Source organism: uncultured Draconibacterium sp., from assembly GCF_913060805.1.
Lineage (GTDB): Bacteria > Bacteroidota > Bacteroidia > Bacteroidales > Prolixibacteraceae > Draconibacterium.
Genome location: NZ_CAJXTC010000009.1, coordinates 75,378 through 91,803, shown reverse-complemented (window position 1 = coordinate 91,803; position 16,426 = coordinate 75,378). Strand labels below are relative to the sequence as shown.

The 16,426-nt window shown below is 43.8% G+C and carries 15 protein-coding genes and 1 other RNA gene; 5 read left to right on the top strand and 11 right to left on the bottom strand.

Annotation, left to right across the window (positions count from 1 at the left end):
* Positions 1-74: 74 nt before the first annotated feature.
* Positions 75-1,076 carry a hypothetical protein gene (locus tag QZ576_RS07465; protein ID WP_297095645.1) on the top strand — a complete coding sequence of 334 codons (1,002 nt, stop codon included), beginning with the start codon at positions 75-77 and terminating at the stop codon, positions 1,074-1,076.
* 3 nt (positions 1,077-1,079) lie between these two features.
* The gene (gene galU / locus QZ576_RS07460; RefSeq protein ID WP_297095642.1) at positions 1,080-1,946 is read left to right on the top strand and encodes a UTP--glucose-1-phosphate uridylyltransferase GalU; all 867 of its coding nucleotides are present in this window, start codon (positions 1,080-1,082) and stop codon (positions 1,944-1,946) included.
* 89 nt (positions 1,947-2,035) lie between these two features.
* On the opposite strand, the gene QZ576_RS07455 is transcribed toward galU, so the two are convergent.
* The gene (locus QZ576_RS07455; protein ID WP_297095640.1) at positions 2,036-3,073 is read right to left on the bottom strand and encodes a nucleoside hydrolase; all 1,038 of its coding nucleotides are present in this window, start codon (positions 3,071-3,073) and stop codon (positions 2,036-2,038) included.
* Between the two features lie 310 nt (positions 3,074-3,383).
* Between QZ576_RS07455 and QZ576_RS07450 the strand changes: the two genes are divergently transcribed.
* The 3 genes from QZ576_RS07450 (at position 3,384) to QZ576_RS07440 (ending at position 7,680) form a co-directional block, all read left to right on the top strand.
* Positions 3,384-5,801 carry a glycoside hydrolase family 2 TIM barrel-domain containing protein gene (locus QZ576_RS07450; protein ID WP_297095638.1) on the top strand — a complete coding sequence of 806 codons (2,418 nt, stop codon included), beginning with the start codon at positions 3,384-3,386 and terminating at the stop codon, positions 5,799-5,801.
* Positions 5,802-5,934: 133 nt separating this feature from the next.
* Positions 5,935-6,332: a transfer-messenger RNA gene (ssrA, locus tag QZ576_RS07445) on the top strand.
* 127 nt (positions 6,333-6,459) lie between these two features.
* Positions 6,460-7,680, top strand: a complete 1,221-nt coding sequence (locus QZ576_RS07440; protein ID WP_297095636.1) for a site-specific integrase — start codon at positions 6,460-6,462, stop codon at positions 7,678-7,680.
* Positions 7,681-7,757: 77 nt separating this feature from the next.
* On the opposite strand, the gene QZ576_RS07435 is transcribed toward QZ576_RS07440, so the two are convergent.
* The 10 genes from QZ576_RS07435 to QZ576_RS07390 all read right to left on the bottom strand — a co-directional run bounded on the left by QZ576_RS07435 (position 7,758) and on the right by QZ576_RS07390 (position 16,424).
* Positions 7,758-8,219, bottom strand: a complete 462-nt coding sequence (locus QZ576_RS07435) for a hypothetical protein (RefSeq protein ID WP_297095634.1) — start codon at positions 8,217-8,219, stop codon at positions 7,758-7,760.
* A gap of 402 nt (positions 8,220-8,621) precedes the next feature.
* The gene (locus QZ576_RS07430; RefSeq protein ID WP_297095631.1) at positions 8,622-8,966 is read right to left on the bottom strand and encodes a hypothetical protein; all 345 of its coding nucleotides are present in this window, start codon (positions 8,964-8,966) and stop codon (positions 8,622-8,624) included.
* A 96-nt stretch (positions 8,967-9,062) separates the two neighbouring features.
* Entirely contained in the window at positions 9,063-9,758 is a 696-nt protein-coding gene (locus QZ576_RS07425) for a hypothetical protein (protein ID WP_297095630.1), read from the bottom strand.
* A complete protein-coding gene (locus tag QZ576_RS07420; protein WP_297095628.1) occupies positions 9,659-10,018 on the bottom strand; it encodes a hypothetical protein in 360 nt (119 codons plus the stop codon). Before QZ576_RS07420 ends, QZ576_RS07425 begins: the two co-directional genes overlap by 100 nt.
* Positions 10,015-10,287: a hypothetical protein gene (locus QZ576_RS07415; RefSeq protein WP_297095626.1), complete on the bottom strand. Its 273-nt coding sequence runs from the start codon at positions 10,285-10,287 to the stop codon at positions 10,015-10,017. The genes QZ576_RS07420 and QZ576_RS07415 overlap by 4 nt, the downstream gene beginning before the upstream one ends.
* A gap of 52 nt (positions 10,288-10,339) precedes the next feature.
* Positions 10,340-10,909: a hypothetical protein gene (locus QZ576_RS07410; RefSeq protein ID WP_297095624.1), complete on the bottom strand. Its 570-nt coding sequence runs from the start codon at positions 10,907-10,909 to the stop codon at positions 10,340-10,342.
* Positions 10,906-11,442, bottom strand: coding sequence for a hypothetical protein (locus tag QZ576_RS07405; protein WP_297095622.1), 537 nt, complete (start codon positions 11,440-11,442; stop codon positions 10,906-10,908). The genes QZ576_RS07410 and QZ576_RS07405 overlap by 4 nt, the downstream gene beginning before the upstream one ends.
* Positions 11,439-12,164, bottom strand: a complete 726-nt coding sequence (locus QZ576_RS07400) for a LamG domain-containing protein (RefSeq protein WP_297095620.1) — start codon at positions 12,162-12,164, stop codon at positions 11,439-11,441. The genes QZ576_RS07405 and QZ576_RS07400 overlap by 4 nt, the downstream gene beginning before the upstream one ends.
* A complete protein-coding gene (locus QZ576_RS07395) occupies positions 12,164-13,660 on the bottom strand; it encodes a hypothetical protein (protein WP_297095618.1) in 1,497 nt (498 codons plus the stop codon). Before QZ576_RS07395 ends, QZ576_RS07400 begins: the two co-directional genes overlap by 1 nt.
* Positions 13,653-16,424: a hypothetical protein gene (locus tag QZ576_RS07390; RefSeq protein WP_297095616.1), complete on the bottom strand. Its 2,772-nt coding sequence runs from the start codon at positions 16,422-16,424 to the stop codon at positions 13,653-13,655. Before QZ576_RS07390 ends, QZ576_RS07395 begins: the two co-directional genes overlap by 8 nt.
* Between the last annotated feature and the right edge of the window lie 2 nt (positions 16,425-16,426).

Genomic DNA, 16,426 nt, shown 5'->3' with positions numbered 1-16,426 from the left:
CATTTTACACATCGAGAAATCATATTCGCCAAAGAATAAAAAAATATTAGTTTTACCTGCTAAAAATAACCGGAATGATTTTCGAAACATATTCATACCCCAGAGCCGCAGTAATTGGTAATCCTTCCGACGGCTATTTCGGAAAAACAATTGCCTTTTTGTTTTCCAATTTCGAGGCGCGTGTGCAGCTTTACGAAACACCCGAGCTACAGATTTTACCTGAACGTTTAGATGGTACAAATTTCAACAGCATACAGGAATTGGTTGAAGACGTAAACCTTGCCGGATACTACGGAGGAATGCGTTTACTGAAGGCAATGATCAAGATTTTTTATGAGTACTGTAAGTCAAACAACATAAAAATCGACGACCGGAATTTTACCATTCGTTATAAATCGAACATCCCGTTTCGTTTGGGATTGGCTGGTTCGAGTGCAATCATTACAGCATGTTTACGTGCACTGTGCATGTTCTACGAAGTGAAAATTCCGAAACCCGTTTTTGCCAATCTTGTTCTTGCCGTTGAAACGGAAGAATTGGGAATTGCTGCGGGTTTGCAGGATCGTGTGGCGCAAGCCTACGAATGTCCGGTTTGTATGGATTTTGACCGCGACCTGATGGAAAGTCGTGGTTACGGCGAATATCAGGAACTGGATGTAAAAAACTTCCCCCACTTTTATATTGCCTATCGTAAAAATCTTTCGGAAGGAACCGAAGTGGTGCACAACAACCTGAAAGCACGCTTTGAAATTGGTGACCCAAAAGTGTTGCAAGCCATGTTGCGCTGGGGACAAATTACCGAAGATTTTAAAGTGGCTTTGGGCAACAACGACTACCAAAGCATGCACGATCTTATAGACGAGAATTTCGATCTGCGACGAAAAACAATCAATATCTCGAAAGGAAATATTGAAATGGTAGAATTGGCCCGATCGGTTGGTGCCAGTGCAAAATTCACCGGATCGGGAGGAGCTATTATTGGCACTTACACCGACAGAACAATGTTTAACAACCTGCACAACACCCTGAGCAGAAAAGGAATTGAAGTGATTAAACCCAATATCGTAAACAATTAGAACATGATTAAAAAAGCAGTTATACCGGCAGCAGGTTACGGAACCCGTTTTTTGCCGGCCACTAAATCGCAGCCTAAAGAAATGATCCCGATTATCGACACACCCGTTATTCAATATGTTGTTGAAGAAGCGGTTGCCAGCGGGATAACCGATATTCTAATGATCATAGGAAAAGGGAAACGCGCCATTGAAGAACATTTCGACCGGAATCCGATTATTGAAGAATCGTTGGAAAGAAAAGGCAACTACGAAATGCTGGAAAAACTAAAAGGCATTTCCAACCTGGCCAACATTCATTTTGTTTGGCAAAAAGAAATGAATGGTTTGGGCGATGCGATACTTCATGCAAAATACCACGTGGGCAACGAACCTTTTGCCGTTCTTTTGGGCGACACACTCGTTCAGGGAAAAGGCCCGATTACCAGACAACTGATTGATGTGTACAATGAACACGGAGGCTCAGTTGTTGCCATGGAAGAAGTGGAGCCGGAAATGGTAAGCCGCTATGGGATTCTTGACGGGACACCTATTTCCGACGATGTTTACAAAGCAAACGGATGGATCGAGAAACCATCGCAGGAAGAGGCGCCATCGAACCTGGCGATTGCCAGCCGATATATTTTTACACCCGAGATTTTCGACTACCTGGAAAGCACCACTCCCGGTAAAAACAACGAAATTCAGTTGACCGATGCCATGCGCGATATGGTAAAAGAACATCCGATGTTTGGCTTAAAATTCGACGGAAAACGATACGACATTGGCGATAAAATGGGTTTCCTGAAAACCAACCTCGAGTTTGGCTTGAAAGATCCGGAAATTAGCGAAACATTAAAAAGCTGGATAAAAGAGTTTGCCCGACAACTTTAGTTTGTGTCGGGCTTCATTTCCGTTTAAAGCAGCTACATTCGTTCTTTCGATTGTAGCTGTTCAATTTTATTTCTTGATAATTAAGGTTGTCAATCCTGAGAAGAATCGCTAAATAAGCTCAGTTTGGCAAAGAAATCTTCGAACATCAGTCGGATATCCAAATCATAATATACCCTGATTTCCCGACCAGTTGTGTTTTCCATAAACATACCTGAATCGCTTACTGTTGGCGCCGGTTTGAGTACATATTTGCTTGAAGCCGGATCTGATTCCCACGAAGTTTGCAACGCAGTTAAAAGCACCAAAGGACTGTCGCCCAAAACATAGGCCTCGCCTAAAGTTTTCTTTGCCTGTTCCATGAGGTGTTCCAAACGGCCAACAAGGTAATTGCCAGTCTCCCCTTTTCCTTTCACTTTATAAATAAGCTCGCTGTATGAAGTTAGTGCCTGCCGGTAAGCATCGCGTGGAATCTGCCAAATCGGAATCGATGATAGATTAAATACAACCTGACAGGCCTTTACATCAATCCCGGTATTGTACTCCCAACGTTTGCTTGCACCCGGCGGAGGAACGGCGATTCCCTCATATTCTGTTCCGCCAATCCAGATTAAGGTTAGTCTTTCTGCAATTTTAGGCTCCATTAAAAAGGCACTGGCAATATTCGTTAAACCGGCACCACAAACCACATACAAGGGCTTTTCGGTATCGTTTCTCATCGCTTCACGAACAATTGCTTCTGCGCCTTCGGTTACTACTGGAGTTAAGGTATCCGGCAATTCAGAACTTGCTCCTTCATACACAGAATATCTTTCTGACAACTCCATTGCAGCCAACAACTCATTCACCATTTTACACGAAAATTTGGCATCACCCGGAGCATCGTAAAATCCACCGGCATATTGTTTCGAGCCAATAATTCCATTCACTTCAACACCCGGAGATAATAAATGATGCGCCAGTTGAAATAATCCATCAGGATCGCCGCCAAAGTCGTTATCAATAATAACACGAACTCTGGCATCGATAAATTCCGAGTAATTTATCGATTTCGTTTGCGCCCACAAAACACTGTTAGTTGCCAGATAAAGAAAAAGTGTGGCTATTAATTTCAGTTTTAGTTTACTCATTTGTATTGGTCCTTTTTTTCAAAAATTAAATGTTACAAATTTATTCAACAATCGGCTTGATTACTGTTCCGTAATCGTAAAGTTGCAGAAATAAATCAGAAAGTTTGCGATAAAAATCATTGAGAATAAGAACATGCTTCGTTGCAATGCATCATTAACTTTTGTTTTATTGCTAAGCTATTCTGAAAAAGCTGAAGATCATAAATATTGATATTTTTTGACTGATTTATGACACCCTTTGCAGAAATTCAGTTACCCATTCTATGCAAAAAATCCCATCTTGCAGGAAATTATAAATCCAATAAATAAGATGAGACTAACGATCACCTTTATTCTTGCGCTGGTAATTTTTGCATGTAGTAATCCGACTGAACAAAACCCGGAACGCAAACAAAACTTCGATAACAACTGGAAATTCTTTTTAGGAGAGAATACAGAAGCCTCAAAACCGGAATTTGATGATGCATCGTGGCGTATGCTCGATCTTCCGCACGACTGGAGTATCGAAGGTGAATTTGATCCTTCCAATCCGGCAGGAAACGACGGAGCTTATCTGCCAACCGGAATTGCATGGTACCGAAAACAGTTTACGGTGCCGGCCAGCTGGAACGATAAAAAGGTGAGCATATATTTTGAGGGTGTTTATATGAACTCCGAGGTTTTTATCAACGGACATTCATTGGGTGTTTATCCCTATGGTTATTCATCGTTTTATTACGACCTCACCCCTCATCTGAATATTGGCGGAGAAAATACAATCGCCGTGCGCGTTGACAATTCGCAGCAAAAAAACTGCCGTTGGTACAGCGGTTCAGGAATTTATCGCCATGTATCGATGATCGTTACCGATCCGATTCATATTGCCCAATGGGGAGTTTCCATTACCACACCAACTGTAAGCAAACAGGAAGCTACCGTTGAAATTAAAACCACGCTGAAAAACGAAACATCTTCGCCACAGGAAATTACGCTTTCAACACAAATAGCTAATAAAGAACAACATACTGCCGGAGGCAGTGAAATAAAAGTGGAATTATTGCCGAATTCTGAAAAGGAAATTTTGCAGAACATCGTTGTTGAAAATCCGGCGCTGTGGACACCTGAAACACCAAATCTGTACAATGCAACAATCAGTATCAAAAATGGTGAACAAACCATTGATAAAACAGACAATACTTTTGGAATTCGCAGCATTGAGTTTAGTGCAGAAAATGGATTTCTGCTTAACGGCGAAAAAGTTCTTTTAAATGGTGGTTGTGTACATCACGACAATGGTTGTCTTGGTGCGGCAGCATTCGACCGTGCAGAAGAGCGCAAAGTTGAATTACTAAAAGAAGCCGGTTTTAATGCGGTACGAACATCACACAATATTCCATCGGAGGCATTTCTTGATGCCTGTGATCGTTTAGGGTTGCTGGTTATCGATGAAGCTTTTGATGGCTGGCGCGAAATGAAATCAGCCTTCACTGCGCTGGAACACGACTACTCTACCCTGTTTGACGAGTGGTGGAAAACTGATGTTCAGGTTATGGTGAAACGCGATAAAAACCACCCATCGATTATTATGTGGAGCATCGGTAACGAAATTATTGAGCGCACAAAACCGGAGGCGGTTGAGACGGCACGAAAGTTGGCAGCTGCCGTAAAAGAAATTGATACAACGCGTCCGGTTACATCGGCAATGACTACCTGGGGGCAAGGCTGGGAGATTTTTGATCCGCTTATGGCCGAACACGATGTTTGTGGCTATAATTACCAGCTACACGAAGCAAAAGCTGATCACGAGCGTGTTCCGTCGCGTATTATCTATCAATCAGAATCGTACCCAAAAGATGCTTTCTTTTGTTGGGATCTGGTAGAAGAAAATCCATATATCATTGGTGATTTTGTGTGGACAGCCATCGATTACCTGGGCGAATCGGGCATCGGTCGCTGGTATTACGAAGGAGATGTTGAAGGAGAACACTGGCACCAAGACCTTTACCCGTGGCACGCAGCCTATTGTGGCGACATTGATCTGAATGGCTGGAGAAAACCGATTTCGCATTATCGCAGCATGTTGTATAACGACACCGAGAAGTTGTACATGGCTGTTCATGAGCCGGAAAAAGAAGGTTCGAAAATTATTACAACTATGTGGGGAACCTGGCCAACCTGGGAAAGCTGGACATGGCCGGGCCACGAAGGAAAAGCTATTGAAGTTGAAATCTACTCGAAATACGAAAAAGTACGACTCTACTGCAACGACAAACTGATTGGAGAAAAAGCAACAGGCAGACAAGAAGAATTTAAAGCGTTATTTACGCTACCTTACGAAACCGGCACAATAAAAGCTGTTGGAGTAAGTGGCGATCAGGAAATGGAGTCAACCGTTCTCACAACCGCAGAGAAAGCTTCTAAAATAAAACTAACTGCTGATCGCACGGAGATTGATGCAGACGGACAAGACCTTTCGTTTATAACTGTTGAAATGACCGACGCAAAAGGGCAACTTGATCCCAACGCGGCAAACCAGTTACATTTTGCGATTGAAGGTCCTGGAAGTATAATAGCAGTTTCAAACAGCGACATCAGAGATACTGATCCTTATGTTGGCACTTCAAGAAAAGCATTTAAAGGCCGTGCAATGGTTGTGGTAAGAAGTTCAGACCAAGCCGGAATGATTACACTCAAAGCAAGTTCTGATGGATTGGGCGATTCATCAATCAATATACAATCGATAAAATAGAAGAATTTAAGCAGAATCAATATATTTGCAGCGGATTAGGCACATTGTTTGTGCAATAAACAAGAAGGTTTGTTGCCATATTTAAACAAGGCCAATCCGAACGTTCTGTATTTAAGACAAATACAACTTCTATGGGGCTGACTGGTTTTGACAGCGGGTAGAAGAGACAGGTAAGCATGTCGGGTTTTGGTTGTTGACCCGTAAAAAATAATGATCAAAACCATAATTGGCGAAAATAATTACGCTCTTGCTGCGTAACCGAATCAAGTAGGTTATACTTAATCCCGGCACAAGGTGCCAGGACGAGACATCGCCCGGATGCTAATGCTTTGAAGCGGTCCGATCAGGCGGTGCAAATAAATCGAAGCTAGCATAAATGAGGCTCTGGCGTTTTTGCGAAATTAAAAGAGATAAGGTAGTAGTTGGTGGCTTTGATCCGGCTGCTATTCGAAAATTAAGTCAGAGATAAACATGTAGAAAGCTTGTAGCTTCCTCGTTTGGACGCGGGTTCGACTCCCGCCAGCTCCACTATGTTTTACAACACATTTGATATACAGTTAGTTACACACATTAAGTGTATGTCAGTGTAAATAAAGCGTGTATTTCATCGATTGTCGGTTAATTTTTTCACGTTGGGGAACGCGAAATTTTAACGGATATGAGAAGGAAAAAACTTTTTAGAACTCCTTACCTGTACGATGCCGGTGGCGACATCGCGAAATCGTGGTGGATTGAATTGGGATACAGAGATCCGAAGGACGGGAAAATGAAACGCAAGCGTTATCAGGAAGACTTGTCTCTGCTGAAAACGAAAAAGGCCCGGTACGCGAAAGCCGAAGAGCTGATAAGGATCTACACCGCAAAGCTTAACAAAGGCTGGACTCCTCTCGACGATATAAAGAACCAGGTAGTTTACGAGGATGAGCTGGAATACCACGAAGCCGCCCGGGTTTACGGTCGCAAACGGAAAGCCAATAAAAACATACGTTTCTACGGGTCGGAATACATTTCGCACATAAAAGGTATATCGGCAAAAAAGACTTATGAGAGCTACCGAGGCAAGATCAGAGAGTTTACAGCGTGGCTTGAGCTTGAGAAACTTGTGGATAATGATCTTACCACATTCGATAACGATGTTATCATCCGTTTTTTTGCATACCTGATTAACGACCGGCAGCTGGCCAGGCGGACTGTTGAAAAATACAGAATGACACTGCACAAGTTTTTTAAATTCCTGATTATCCGAAATGTGCTTATTGAAAACCCGGTGCACGATATTGATATTCCGGAAACGGATGAAGATTTTTCGGCGATGCCTTTTCTTGATGATGATATGGAAAAGATCCTGCCGATGATGCGCGAACAAGATCCGCAATTGTTTTTGGCTGCACTGCTGCAGTACTTTTGTTTTGTTCGCCCGGGCAACGAATTATTAAACCTGCAGGTGAAGCACATTAACTTTGGAGCCCGGACAATTTTAATCCCAAAAAACATTGCAAAAAAACGCAAAGAGCGTGTGATCGACATCCCTACCCAACTTTTTGAGGTGCTGCAGCAACATGGAATTCATACGTATGGAAAAGAAATGTTTTTGATTGGTCCGTTTGGAAGACCAGGCAACCGGCAGATCGGAACCAATACGCTCCGGAACCGGTTCAATAGTTTCCGGGATGATCTTGATCTGTCGAAAAGTTACAAGTGGTACTCGTTTAAACATACCGGAGCCGGCAAACTCTTGGAGAGTGGAGCAACCATTGTTGAACTAATGAACCAGCTGGGGCATACCGATATTACTTCAACCTACAGATATATCCGGCAGCACTTTGGAGAACGATCGGAGCATGTGCGCGAGAGTTTCCCTTCGCCAAAGGGATTTTGAGCCATAAAAAAGCACCCGCCCCAGCGGATGCTTTCAAACTAAACCTAACTAAACCAAACTTATGAAAAAATATTGCGCTAATTCGCTGTAAGCGGATAGCCAAAATTGGAATGCTGTAAATCTCTTCTCAACGAGTTATTAATTGCCACGTTTGCTGAGCATAGCAATGGTGGACTTTGAGTAACGTTATTCAAATTGGTGCAAGCAGAATTTAAAGCTATAGCTGCATTCTCGGTAGCAGATCCACTTAAAGCTTTTAAGGTTGAGATCTTCCTGCAGGTAGTCACCTCCCGGACCATTACGTTAACCTCTATTTCAACGTAAAAACTTTCTTCTGTTGCCAGCTCCGGTGCCGAGTAGGTATATACTTCAGCATCGGGAGTAACCTGGTTAATAACGAAATTGTCAACGTCGGGCATTACAACCGCGTGGGTGTAATCATTGCCGATGTTGTCTGGTGGACCTGCGTTGGCTTGGTACGCATTGGAAACCACCAGGAGAATCATCACTACAATAAGCCTTGTAAACATTTTTCTCATAGTACTTTCTTTAAATTGAACTTAATTGATTGATTGATTTTAATCTATCGTTTCATTTTTGAGACTTCAATTTGTCGATAATCGTAAATAAGCGAAAGGACAAAAAAGAATCCCTACCGCTGCAGGGATTCTGCAAACCTTAGCATACTTATGCTGGGCTACCGGAAGCTCCGGTTTATCACTTATCTTTTGCGTCAGGGAGTTTATTCCTTTCTCGCAGCTGCAGATCCTTGGCGTTTATTTCGTAGTAAAACCAAAACAGGATAAAGCACAGAACTGTTACCAGATATTGCAGATCTACTTCGTGCGTAAAATAGAGTACAATCGCAATTATCAGCAAAGGATAAAACACATAGGTAATGTACAGTTTGAATATCTCCCTAAAGACGTTAATCATTCCTTTCATTTTCCTGAAAATAATCGTTTAAAAAATCCTTTTTTCTCCGGTTGTGCCGGAATGGTATCCAATGGCATTGTTTCCAATTCCAAAGCGTTAAGCGTATTATTCAAATCCAAAACAATATCGCTGCCTTTGTGGGCTTTCATTTTCTCGAAATCGTTCTGGATCTTGTATTTTTCGATCTTCGCCAGCTCTACAATTACAGCGGTTTGTTTATCAAGTCGCGTTTCGTACATTTTTTGCATTGGGTTAATGACAAAAACCTTCATAAACACAACAGTTAAAATCACCACCAAAATATTCTCGATGGTATTAAATGGCGTGTAGTTTTTAAAAAATTGTTTCATAGCTCTAATTTTTATTATCAACTTCGAAGCTGCACATGTACAATTCGAATACTATCAGCACAGCAAATCCTAAAGAAAATCCAAATGCAAACATGGTTATGGCATTACGGTTTTTAAATAATCGTTGTACCTGCGTATGAAGTCATTTCCCTGCAGGCATTTGTCGGAAACAACATCGATTTCGTAGTAAGAGTGCGTTTTCGGATAAAAGGCATCGCCATCGCGTTCGGTATCTTCGCCCAAATCAATCATTTCAAAAGTAACCGGATCATACGATCCTTTGCGCGAAGTATTGCCTTCCATACAATAAACGCGTTTGTCGCTTGCATAAACCAATAAGGTTGTGTGCCCGTAGCGGTGCAGGCTTTTATAATAAAACCCGAGGCTTTGGGCCGGTTGTAAATATTGTTTTGGTAATGGCACTCCCCAGCTGCGTTCCCAAACCAGGTTCGATTTATACCAGTCGGTTACGCGTGCCGAAATTATAGTGGAAACACCGGCATGATCGAAAATCTCAGACTGGCAACTGGCGCACCACGGATAACCTTTATCGCCTGGCAGCCCACAAAGGCGCATCGATTTAGCAATCATCGGGTGATCGTTTTTCCCGGTAAGCTCGTAAACATCGAGCCAGCGTTTTGCCGATTCAATTACATTGTTGCGGGTAGTAAGTTCCTGACGCTCTTTACGTGTTAAAACATTGCCAGGAAGATCAGTGTTGCCGATAGTATTAAAACCCAGCGTTCCAATCGCAAAACAATAAACTGCCGCCAGGGCGATAAGCTTGGCCATAACGTTCCGTTTTTTTCGTTCATTAAACTCTTCCGGTATACATCGGGGTATTGACTCAGAAAATAGAGCCTTACAAAGAACATGATAAGGAGGAATATTACAATTGTTGGTACAATGTTGCCAACTTTTACTTCGTTAAGTGTGGGCATTAATTGTAGCTGCTCAACAATGTATTCGTGCTGAATCATTATAACAATGGCCAGCGGAAGCATCCAAAAGTCGGTTACAAAACCCTTTGCTAATTTGATTAAAGTTTTCATGCGTCGATTGTTTTAAGTTTTGGGAACAACCTTTTCAAACAGGCCCAGATAATTTTAACCAGCAAGCCGCCAACTGCTCCAACAACACCAATCATAAAATACCACAGCATAGTATGCTCAGGCGAAGCCGAGGCAAATTGTTCTGCAGCTTTTACCGCCATTTCCTGTGCGTTGGTGCCCTGTGCATGCAAGTCGTTAACGCCTTGATAAAATATTGAGCTAAAAAAGCCGGCGATCATTAACCAGAATTTCTGGAGGAATTCTTTCATAACTGTTTTTATTGTAAATATGCGACACATGGCTACTGATTGAAAGGACAGATTATTCTTTAAAATACAATTGTTCAAACCGATCATCGTTCTGCAGATCTACCGTATTTGTATGGCTTGGCCTAGCGAAGAAACCCGGTCGGTAATCGTTGGTGTGGGTGGCCGATACTTCGAAGCAGAAAACCTTATCGTCAATTTTACTTCCTTTCGGAAACCAATCGACGCGGCCATTGGTAACGATGTACACCATCCAGTAAAAGAAATTAAGGATCTCGTATTCCACGTTTCTGTCGGCCATTGCCAGCGATGCCTGCTGAAGCTTTTCAATTTCGGCGGCTGTAAGTGGTTGCCTTGGGCGGAAAACAACCATGTGTTCCAACCGATCGGCGTAGTGCTCCATAAACAAATGGCGCACGTAACCGCGTTTAACGGCCTCGGCAATTTTACCCGGAAAGAACACGATCATGGTGTGGTTGTATAATTTCCCTTTCGGGATGCGGCGGTAGTGGATTACACTCCACAACCACATAAAAGCGCGGATTCCTTTGGGTAAAAAGCCTTTTGGGGTGCAAATTGCCGGTATGTCGCCGGGTTGTAAATCGGTTGGTTTTATTGTCTTCATTCGGCAGTAATATTTGTGGTGTTTGTAAATTGTTTCAACATATCGATGTAAGCCTCTACCTCGGGGCCACGAACCACGTAGTTAACGGCATCGGCAACAGTGGCCAGTGCACCAATTTCGGCATTGGCACGAGCAAGCCAAGTAGTGCGTTGGGCCACAAGTGTTTTAAAATCGGTTGGGATTGCCTCCGGTGTATCGCGCCACGGATCGTAAAGGTTTTTTGCTGTAGAAATTATCTGCGAAATTTCATCAACCACAGCGCTAACCTCGGCTTGTTTTTGGGCTTTTAGCTCTTCCAAATCCAGCGCTTTATCAGTTACCGGGTAGGTAAACACCTGGTTAACTTCATCCCAGTAAATCTCTCCACGGGTTTGCAATTGCGGATCATAATCCGGGAAAACAACCGGGTAAAATCCAAACTGCTCATGTACTTCATCGCTTTGCTCAGCAAAGTTTCCGGCATAGTGAGCCCAGTATTTAGGTATTTCTATATACCGTTTTATTTGTCCATTTTCAAAGCGTGCTTTTATCATATCGAGTAATTTTGAAGTTCAGAATAAGTACGGCCATTGCCAGAATTCCACAGCCAGGTTATAGCAGTTGCATCCAAAGCAATTGAAAATATTCGCGTAGCGTCAATTAATCCGCCCCAATATTGAGTGTCGTTAAACGTAAATCCGCTACCTCTGCGTCCAATGTAAACCGGTTCAGAGTTAGTATTAATCGCTGTGTTATAGGTGTAAGATCCTTTAAGTGTTCCGTTTATATAAACTTTAACAGACGACCTGTCAAAAGTACCTGTAAGCATACACCATTCACCTATTGGAATTGATTCACCTGTGTTGGCGCGATAAGCATTATTATTAGGCCCAAAATAAGCATACCCGCTAACCCTTGAAGAACTAAAATCCCAAGCGTAATAAGCATTACTCCTCTTGGCTGCTATCACACCACCGCTTGCAACATCAGACAAATACACCCACGAACATACCGTTATTGCCTCTGTTAAATCCAGCGAGTTATTATCAGGTATTTCTATGCCACTATTCGATCCCGGAAAGCTGTAACATTTATCCAGAATACCGGTTTGATTTACTGTACAGTTTACATTTGTTCCATCGTTATTGTTGTCTGAGCTATCATATACTGTAGATCCGGAAGCTTCGTTTAATTCAGTAGATAACCTCAAATATGTAAGCAATCCACCCGAAGGAGTCGAAATTACCGGCTTCATTATAGGCACAATCAAACTCATTAGCTTTCAGTTTTAAGGATTATATACCAACCAACAGGCGTTGAACTATCAGTGCATACAATTTGGTAAAGCGTGGTTCCTGTTGCTGCTCGTTCGCCGCCTGCATAGTTAAAACCGGCCGGAAGCGTAGGCGAAAAGTCGCCCTGCGTTTCAAAAAAGTAAGCTCCTTTCCGCAGGTTCGAGAACGTAAAAGTAGTATCGGCAGTAAGCGTTTTAGTTCCGCCCATATTAGCCCAGTTCAGTACCGTTCCGGCAACAGCTTCCATGTTTTTATAAGCGTCGGCCAGTTTGCTTTCGGTAACGCTGTCGTCCGTGGGTGTGCGTGTGTTGCTTAGGCGAGTGTCGTTGGTATCTATTAAGGTGGCATCACCTACCAAAGCATTTATCAATGCCAGGGTGGCAACATCAGCCTCTTTCAATATGGTAGAATCGGCTGGTTCGTAGGTACCACTGTGGTTGTGCGAGCTGATTGTACCTGTTAACACTGCCTCGACCATTGCCTTTGTTATTCCTGTAAGGTAAGTTGAAGTGTCGATTGTGTAGGCTCCATCTCCTGTTTTTTTAATAAAACCTGCTGTATCGGCCAAAGCCTGCAATGCGGTTAATTCGTTTCCGGAGGCTTGTTTTGCATCCAACGCAGCTTGCAGTCCAGTTACATCGCTAATTGCTATCGAGGCCAGTAAGGCAACTGCTCCAAGCCCCAGGTTGGTACGTGCAGCCGCAACATCGGTTAAATCGGACAAATTGGAAGCCTTTGCCAGCTTTTCGCCAATTAGGGTAGTAACTGTTGTGGCAAAGTTCGGATCGTCGCCCAAAGCAGCTGCCAGCTCGTCGAGGGTATCAAGCGCAGCCGGTGAGTTGTTAATCAAATTAGCAATTACAGCCTGAACAAAAGCAGTTGTTGCCAACTGTGTTGAATCGTCGGTAGCTAATGCAGTTGGAGCAGTAGGTATTCCTGTTAACGCGGCATTGGCTTTGTTTGCTTTTAAATCGAGGGCAGTTTGCTGAGCTGTCGACACAGGTTTGTCGGCATCGCTGGTATTGTCAACATTACCCAAACCAACATCAGCTTTGCTTACCGTATGCGAGTGTGTTGAAATTACACCCGTAAGCACGGCTTCAATCATCGCTTTGGTTATACTTTCTAAATAAGCGCCACTGTGATCGTGGCTGCTGATTGTTCCGGTTAAAACGGCCTCAACCATGGCTTTTGTGATAGCGGTTAGGTAAACCGATGTGTCGATTTCCCATGTGTTTTCGGCAGTTTTACGCAACAAACCGTAAGTGCCTGTTAATGCTGCAATGGCGTTTAAATCGCCTTCGAGCGTAGTTTCGTAGTAACCCAAATCGTTCCAGGCGGTAACGCCATCGCCAATTTTTTCTTTGTAACCACCTCCCGAAAGTATTTCAATACCTTTTTCGGCCTGAGCAAGCGTAGGATTTACGCTCGTCCAGTTTGCGGTTGTATCAACTCTGAATTGTATAACATCAGCCATTTGCTCCTCCTCCTGAGATTATTTGTGTGGGCAGATATACAGATGCTGCAGATCCGCCGTTGATATTTCGGTCAATTGTAACTAAATCTTTGTTTTTGATAAAGGACGCTGCCGTTGGATCGGTTTCGGCCCAATCGGACTGCACCTGGTCGCCACCGCTGCCTCCCGAAGCACTTTCGTCAACCTCCATTTGTATGCAACCACCGGGCAGTATTTCGAGCGATATGGTGTTCGATCGCAAACCGCGCAAGGTGAGTATTTGATTCACGTAGCTTTGAAATAAACTCACCTGACTGGTTGTAGCGTTGGCACCCGACAGAATTGCGTTTATGTCTTCAGCAAATTCGGCGGCGGTAAACGATATTGCAGCGGTACTTCCGCCAACGGTATGTTTGTTTAACACTGCAGTAAATCCGTACGGACCAAGCGGGTAACTTGCATACGGGTTTGCAGTACTTGAGAAATCGTAGCTGGCATTGTCGTAGTTGGTACCTGCTTGCGTGGCAAATGCTGTTTCCGACAAATTAGAAGGCGAATTCATTACCGCGTAGGTATTTATCAGAAAATTAGATTCAACGCCGGTAGGATTTAATGCCACAACGGGGTAAACCACACTTCCAAAGAAATCCATTTCTCCGCGTGCTGTTACAAACTCGTTATAATCTGAAATAAACGCAGCTGTTGGCGTATCGGCAGCAGCCGGTGTTGTTGAATCGTGATAACTTGGATTTGATTCGTTTACAAAGCAGATCAGGAATACTTCCGAACCGGCATTGGCGGTCATTTCGTAACCGCTAATCCATACGAATCCGCTGGCGTAATTGGTTCGCAATTGTGGCAGCCAGGCAACGTAATCTTCCACGTTGTTTTTACCGATGTAAAGGTTTCCCTGAAAATCGGGATTGGCGGTTTGGTACGCCGAAAACCAGCTGTTAAGCGAAGCCACTACCGAATCAACATTATCAGAATTCGTATAGGGACCACTTGTGGTATCGAGAATGGCAATAATATCAGTGGTGTTGGTAATCTGCTCATCACCACAGGTTGTATCAACGGTAATTAATCCCGGATCGCCATCGTCGCCTTTTAAACTGGCCAGCCATTCGGCTTCAGTTCCGGAGAAACCATTTTGCACTGCAACTTCGTATGCTGATAGGCCGTCATCGCCATCGGCTCCGTCGGCTCCATCGGTGCCGTTTGTGCCGTTCGTTCCATCGGTTCCCTCTAAGCTCGCAAGCCATTCGGCTTCGGTGCCTGTAAAACCATTGGCAACAGCTACCTGGTATGCCGAAGCTCCGGTGTTTCCTGTATCGCCTTGCGGTCCTTGTATCTGGCCAACATCATTCCATGTACTTCCATCCCAAACCCAACCGTGTCCGGTATCCTGGGCAATATACATATCGCCAACATCGCCGGTGTACGACGGATCGAGATTTGATGAAGAAGTTACACTGCCCACAATTGTTACGCCTGCACCATCGTTTCCGGCAGCTCCAACCAACGAAGCCAGCCACTCGGCTTCGGTACCAACAAAACCATTTTGTACGGCTATTTCGTAGGCTGACAGGCCATCGGCAAACTGAAGCGCATCAGCATCAAACGCCAGTTCCTGATCCTCGTTTATGCTTAAATAATCCTCACTACCCGGGGCAATGCTTACTGCAGGGTGTTCTTCATCGCCACTAAACCCGGCAATACGTGCTTTTACGGCATTGGTGTAAGCATCGGATGTTTGATAGATAACAGAACCCAGATAACAAAGCCCCTGTTGTGGCGACAATCCGTAAATGGTATTTACTTCGTTTTGCACCTGGGCAAAAGCTTCGGCCAGTTTCTCGTATTGGTTTTGGCCGGCAACTGAAATAATTTGCTGGCCATCGAGTCTGTCGTTGGTGGCAAAAACGTGGTAAGCCACAAACCAGCCATTGGTACACTGGGTAAGGCTTTGGCTGTTTTGGTTGTACACCAATCTGCCGCTGTTTAATACCTGAAAACCTGTTTGGCTCGAAAAGCGGGGATAACTTCCGGCTCCTGAAAAATAGAGCACAGGTATTGCGGATGTTCCTCCGGCAGCTGAATCAACAGCAATGGGAATATCGTCGTGCGAAAAACCGCCTGCAGTAACCGAAAACTGTGCGTGTGCATCAGCAGATCCGTCTTCGTTAATCTGCATGCCCGTTACGTTTAATCCTCCCGGGTTTCGTCGGCCATGAAAAGCGTTGTGCAGGTACCAATGTATTTGCGGATTCCACTCGCTGCCGTGACGGTCTTCGCCAAAAGTTAGGGCTTGTTTGGCTGTGGCATCCCAATAAATAAAGGTGATTACAATTTCATCTTCGTAAATCGCCTGCAGCTCTTCTTCTGTCGGATTCTTTTTATACGCCAGCACATAATCGCTGTTAGATTCGTCGGATTTATAATAAACAACAAACAAACCCTCTTCATCGGGTAGCACGATGGTTTCAACGTAATACTTGCGTTGAAGTACCGGGCGGTTGGTAAAGCTGTAAAACAGGAATCGCGGTTTATAGCCATCAACCAACGGATCAACAGGCTGAATGGTAAAAGTGCGAGATGAATTTTCAAAAAGTATATGACAATCCTCGCCACCAGGAAAGTAAAATCCGGACGTACGATTAACCACGCGATCGCGCCAAAGCGTGTCGATAAGAATGTTCATCATATCGTCGGTAATTCCTTTGCGCTTCAGGTTTCGGAATAAGCGTTTAAGCTCCTGTTTTGTTCTTAGCCTTGAATCTGCCATGT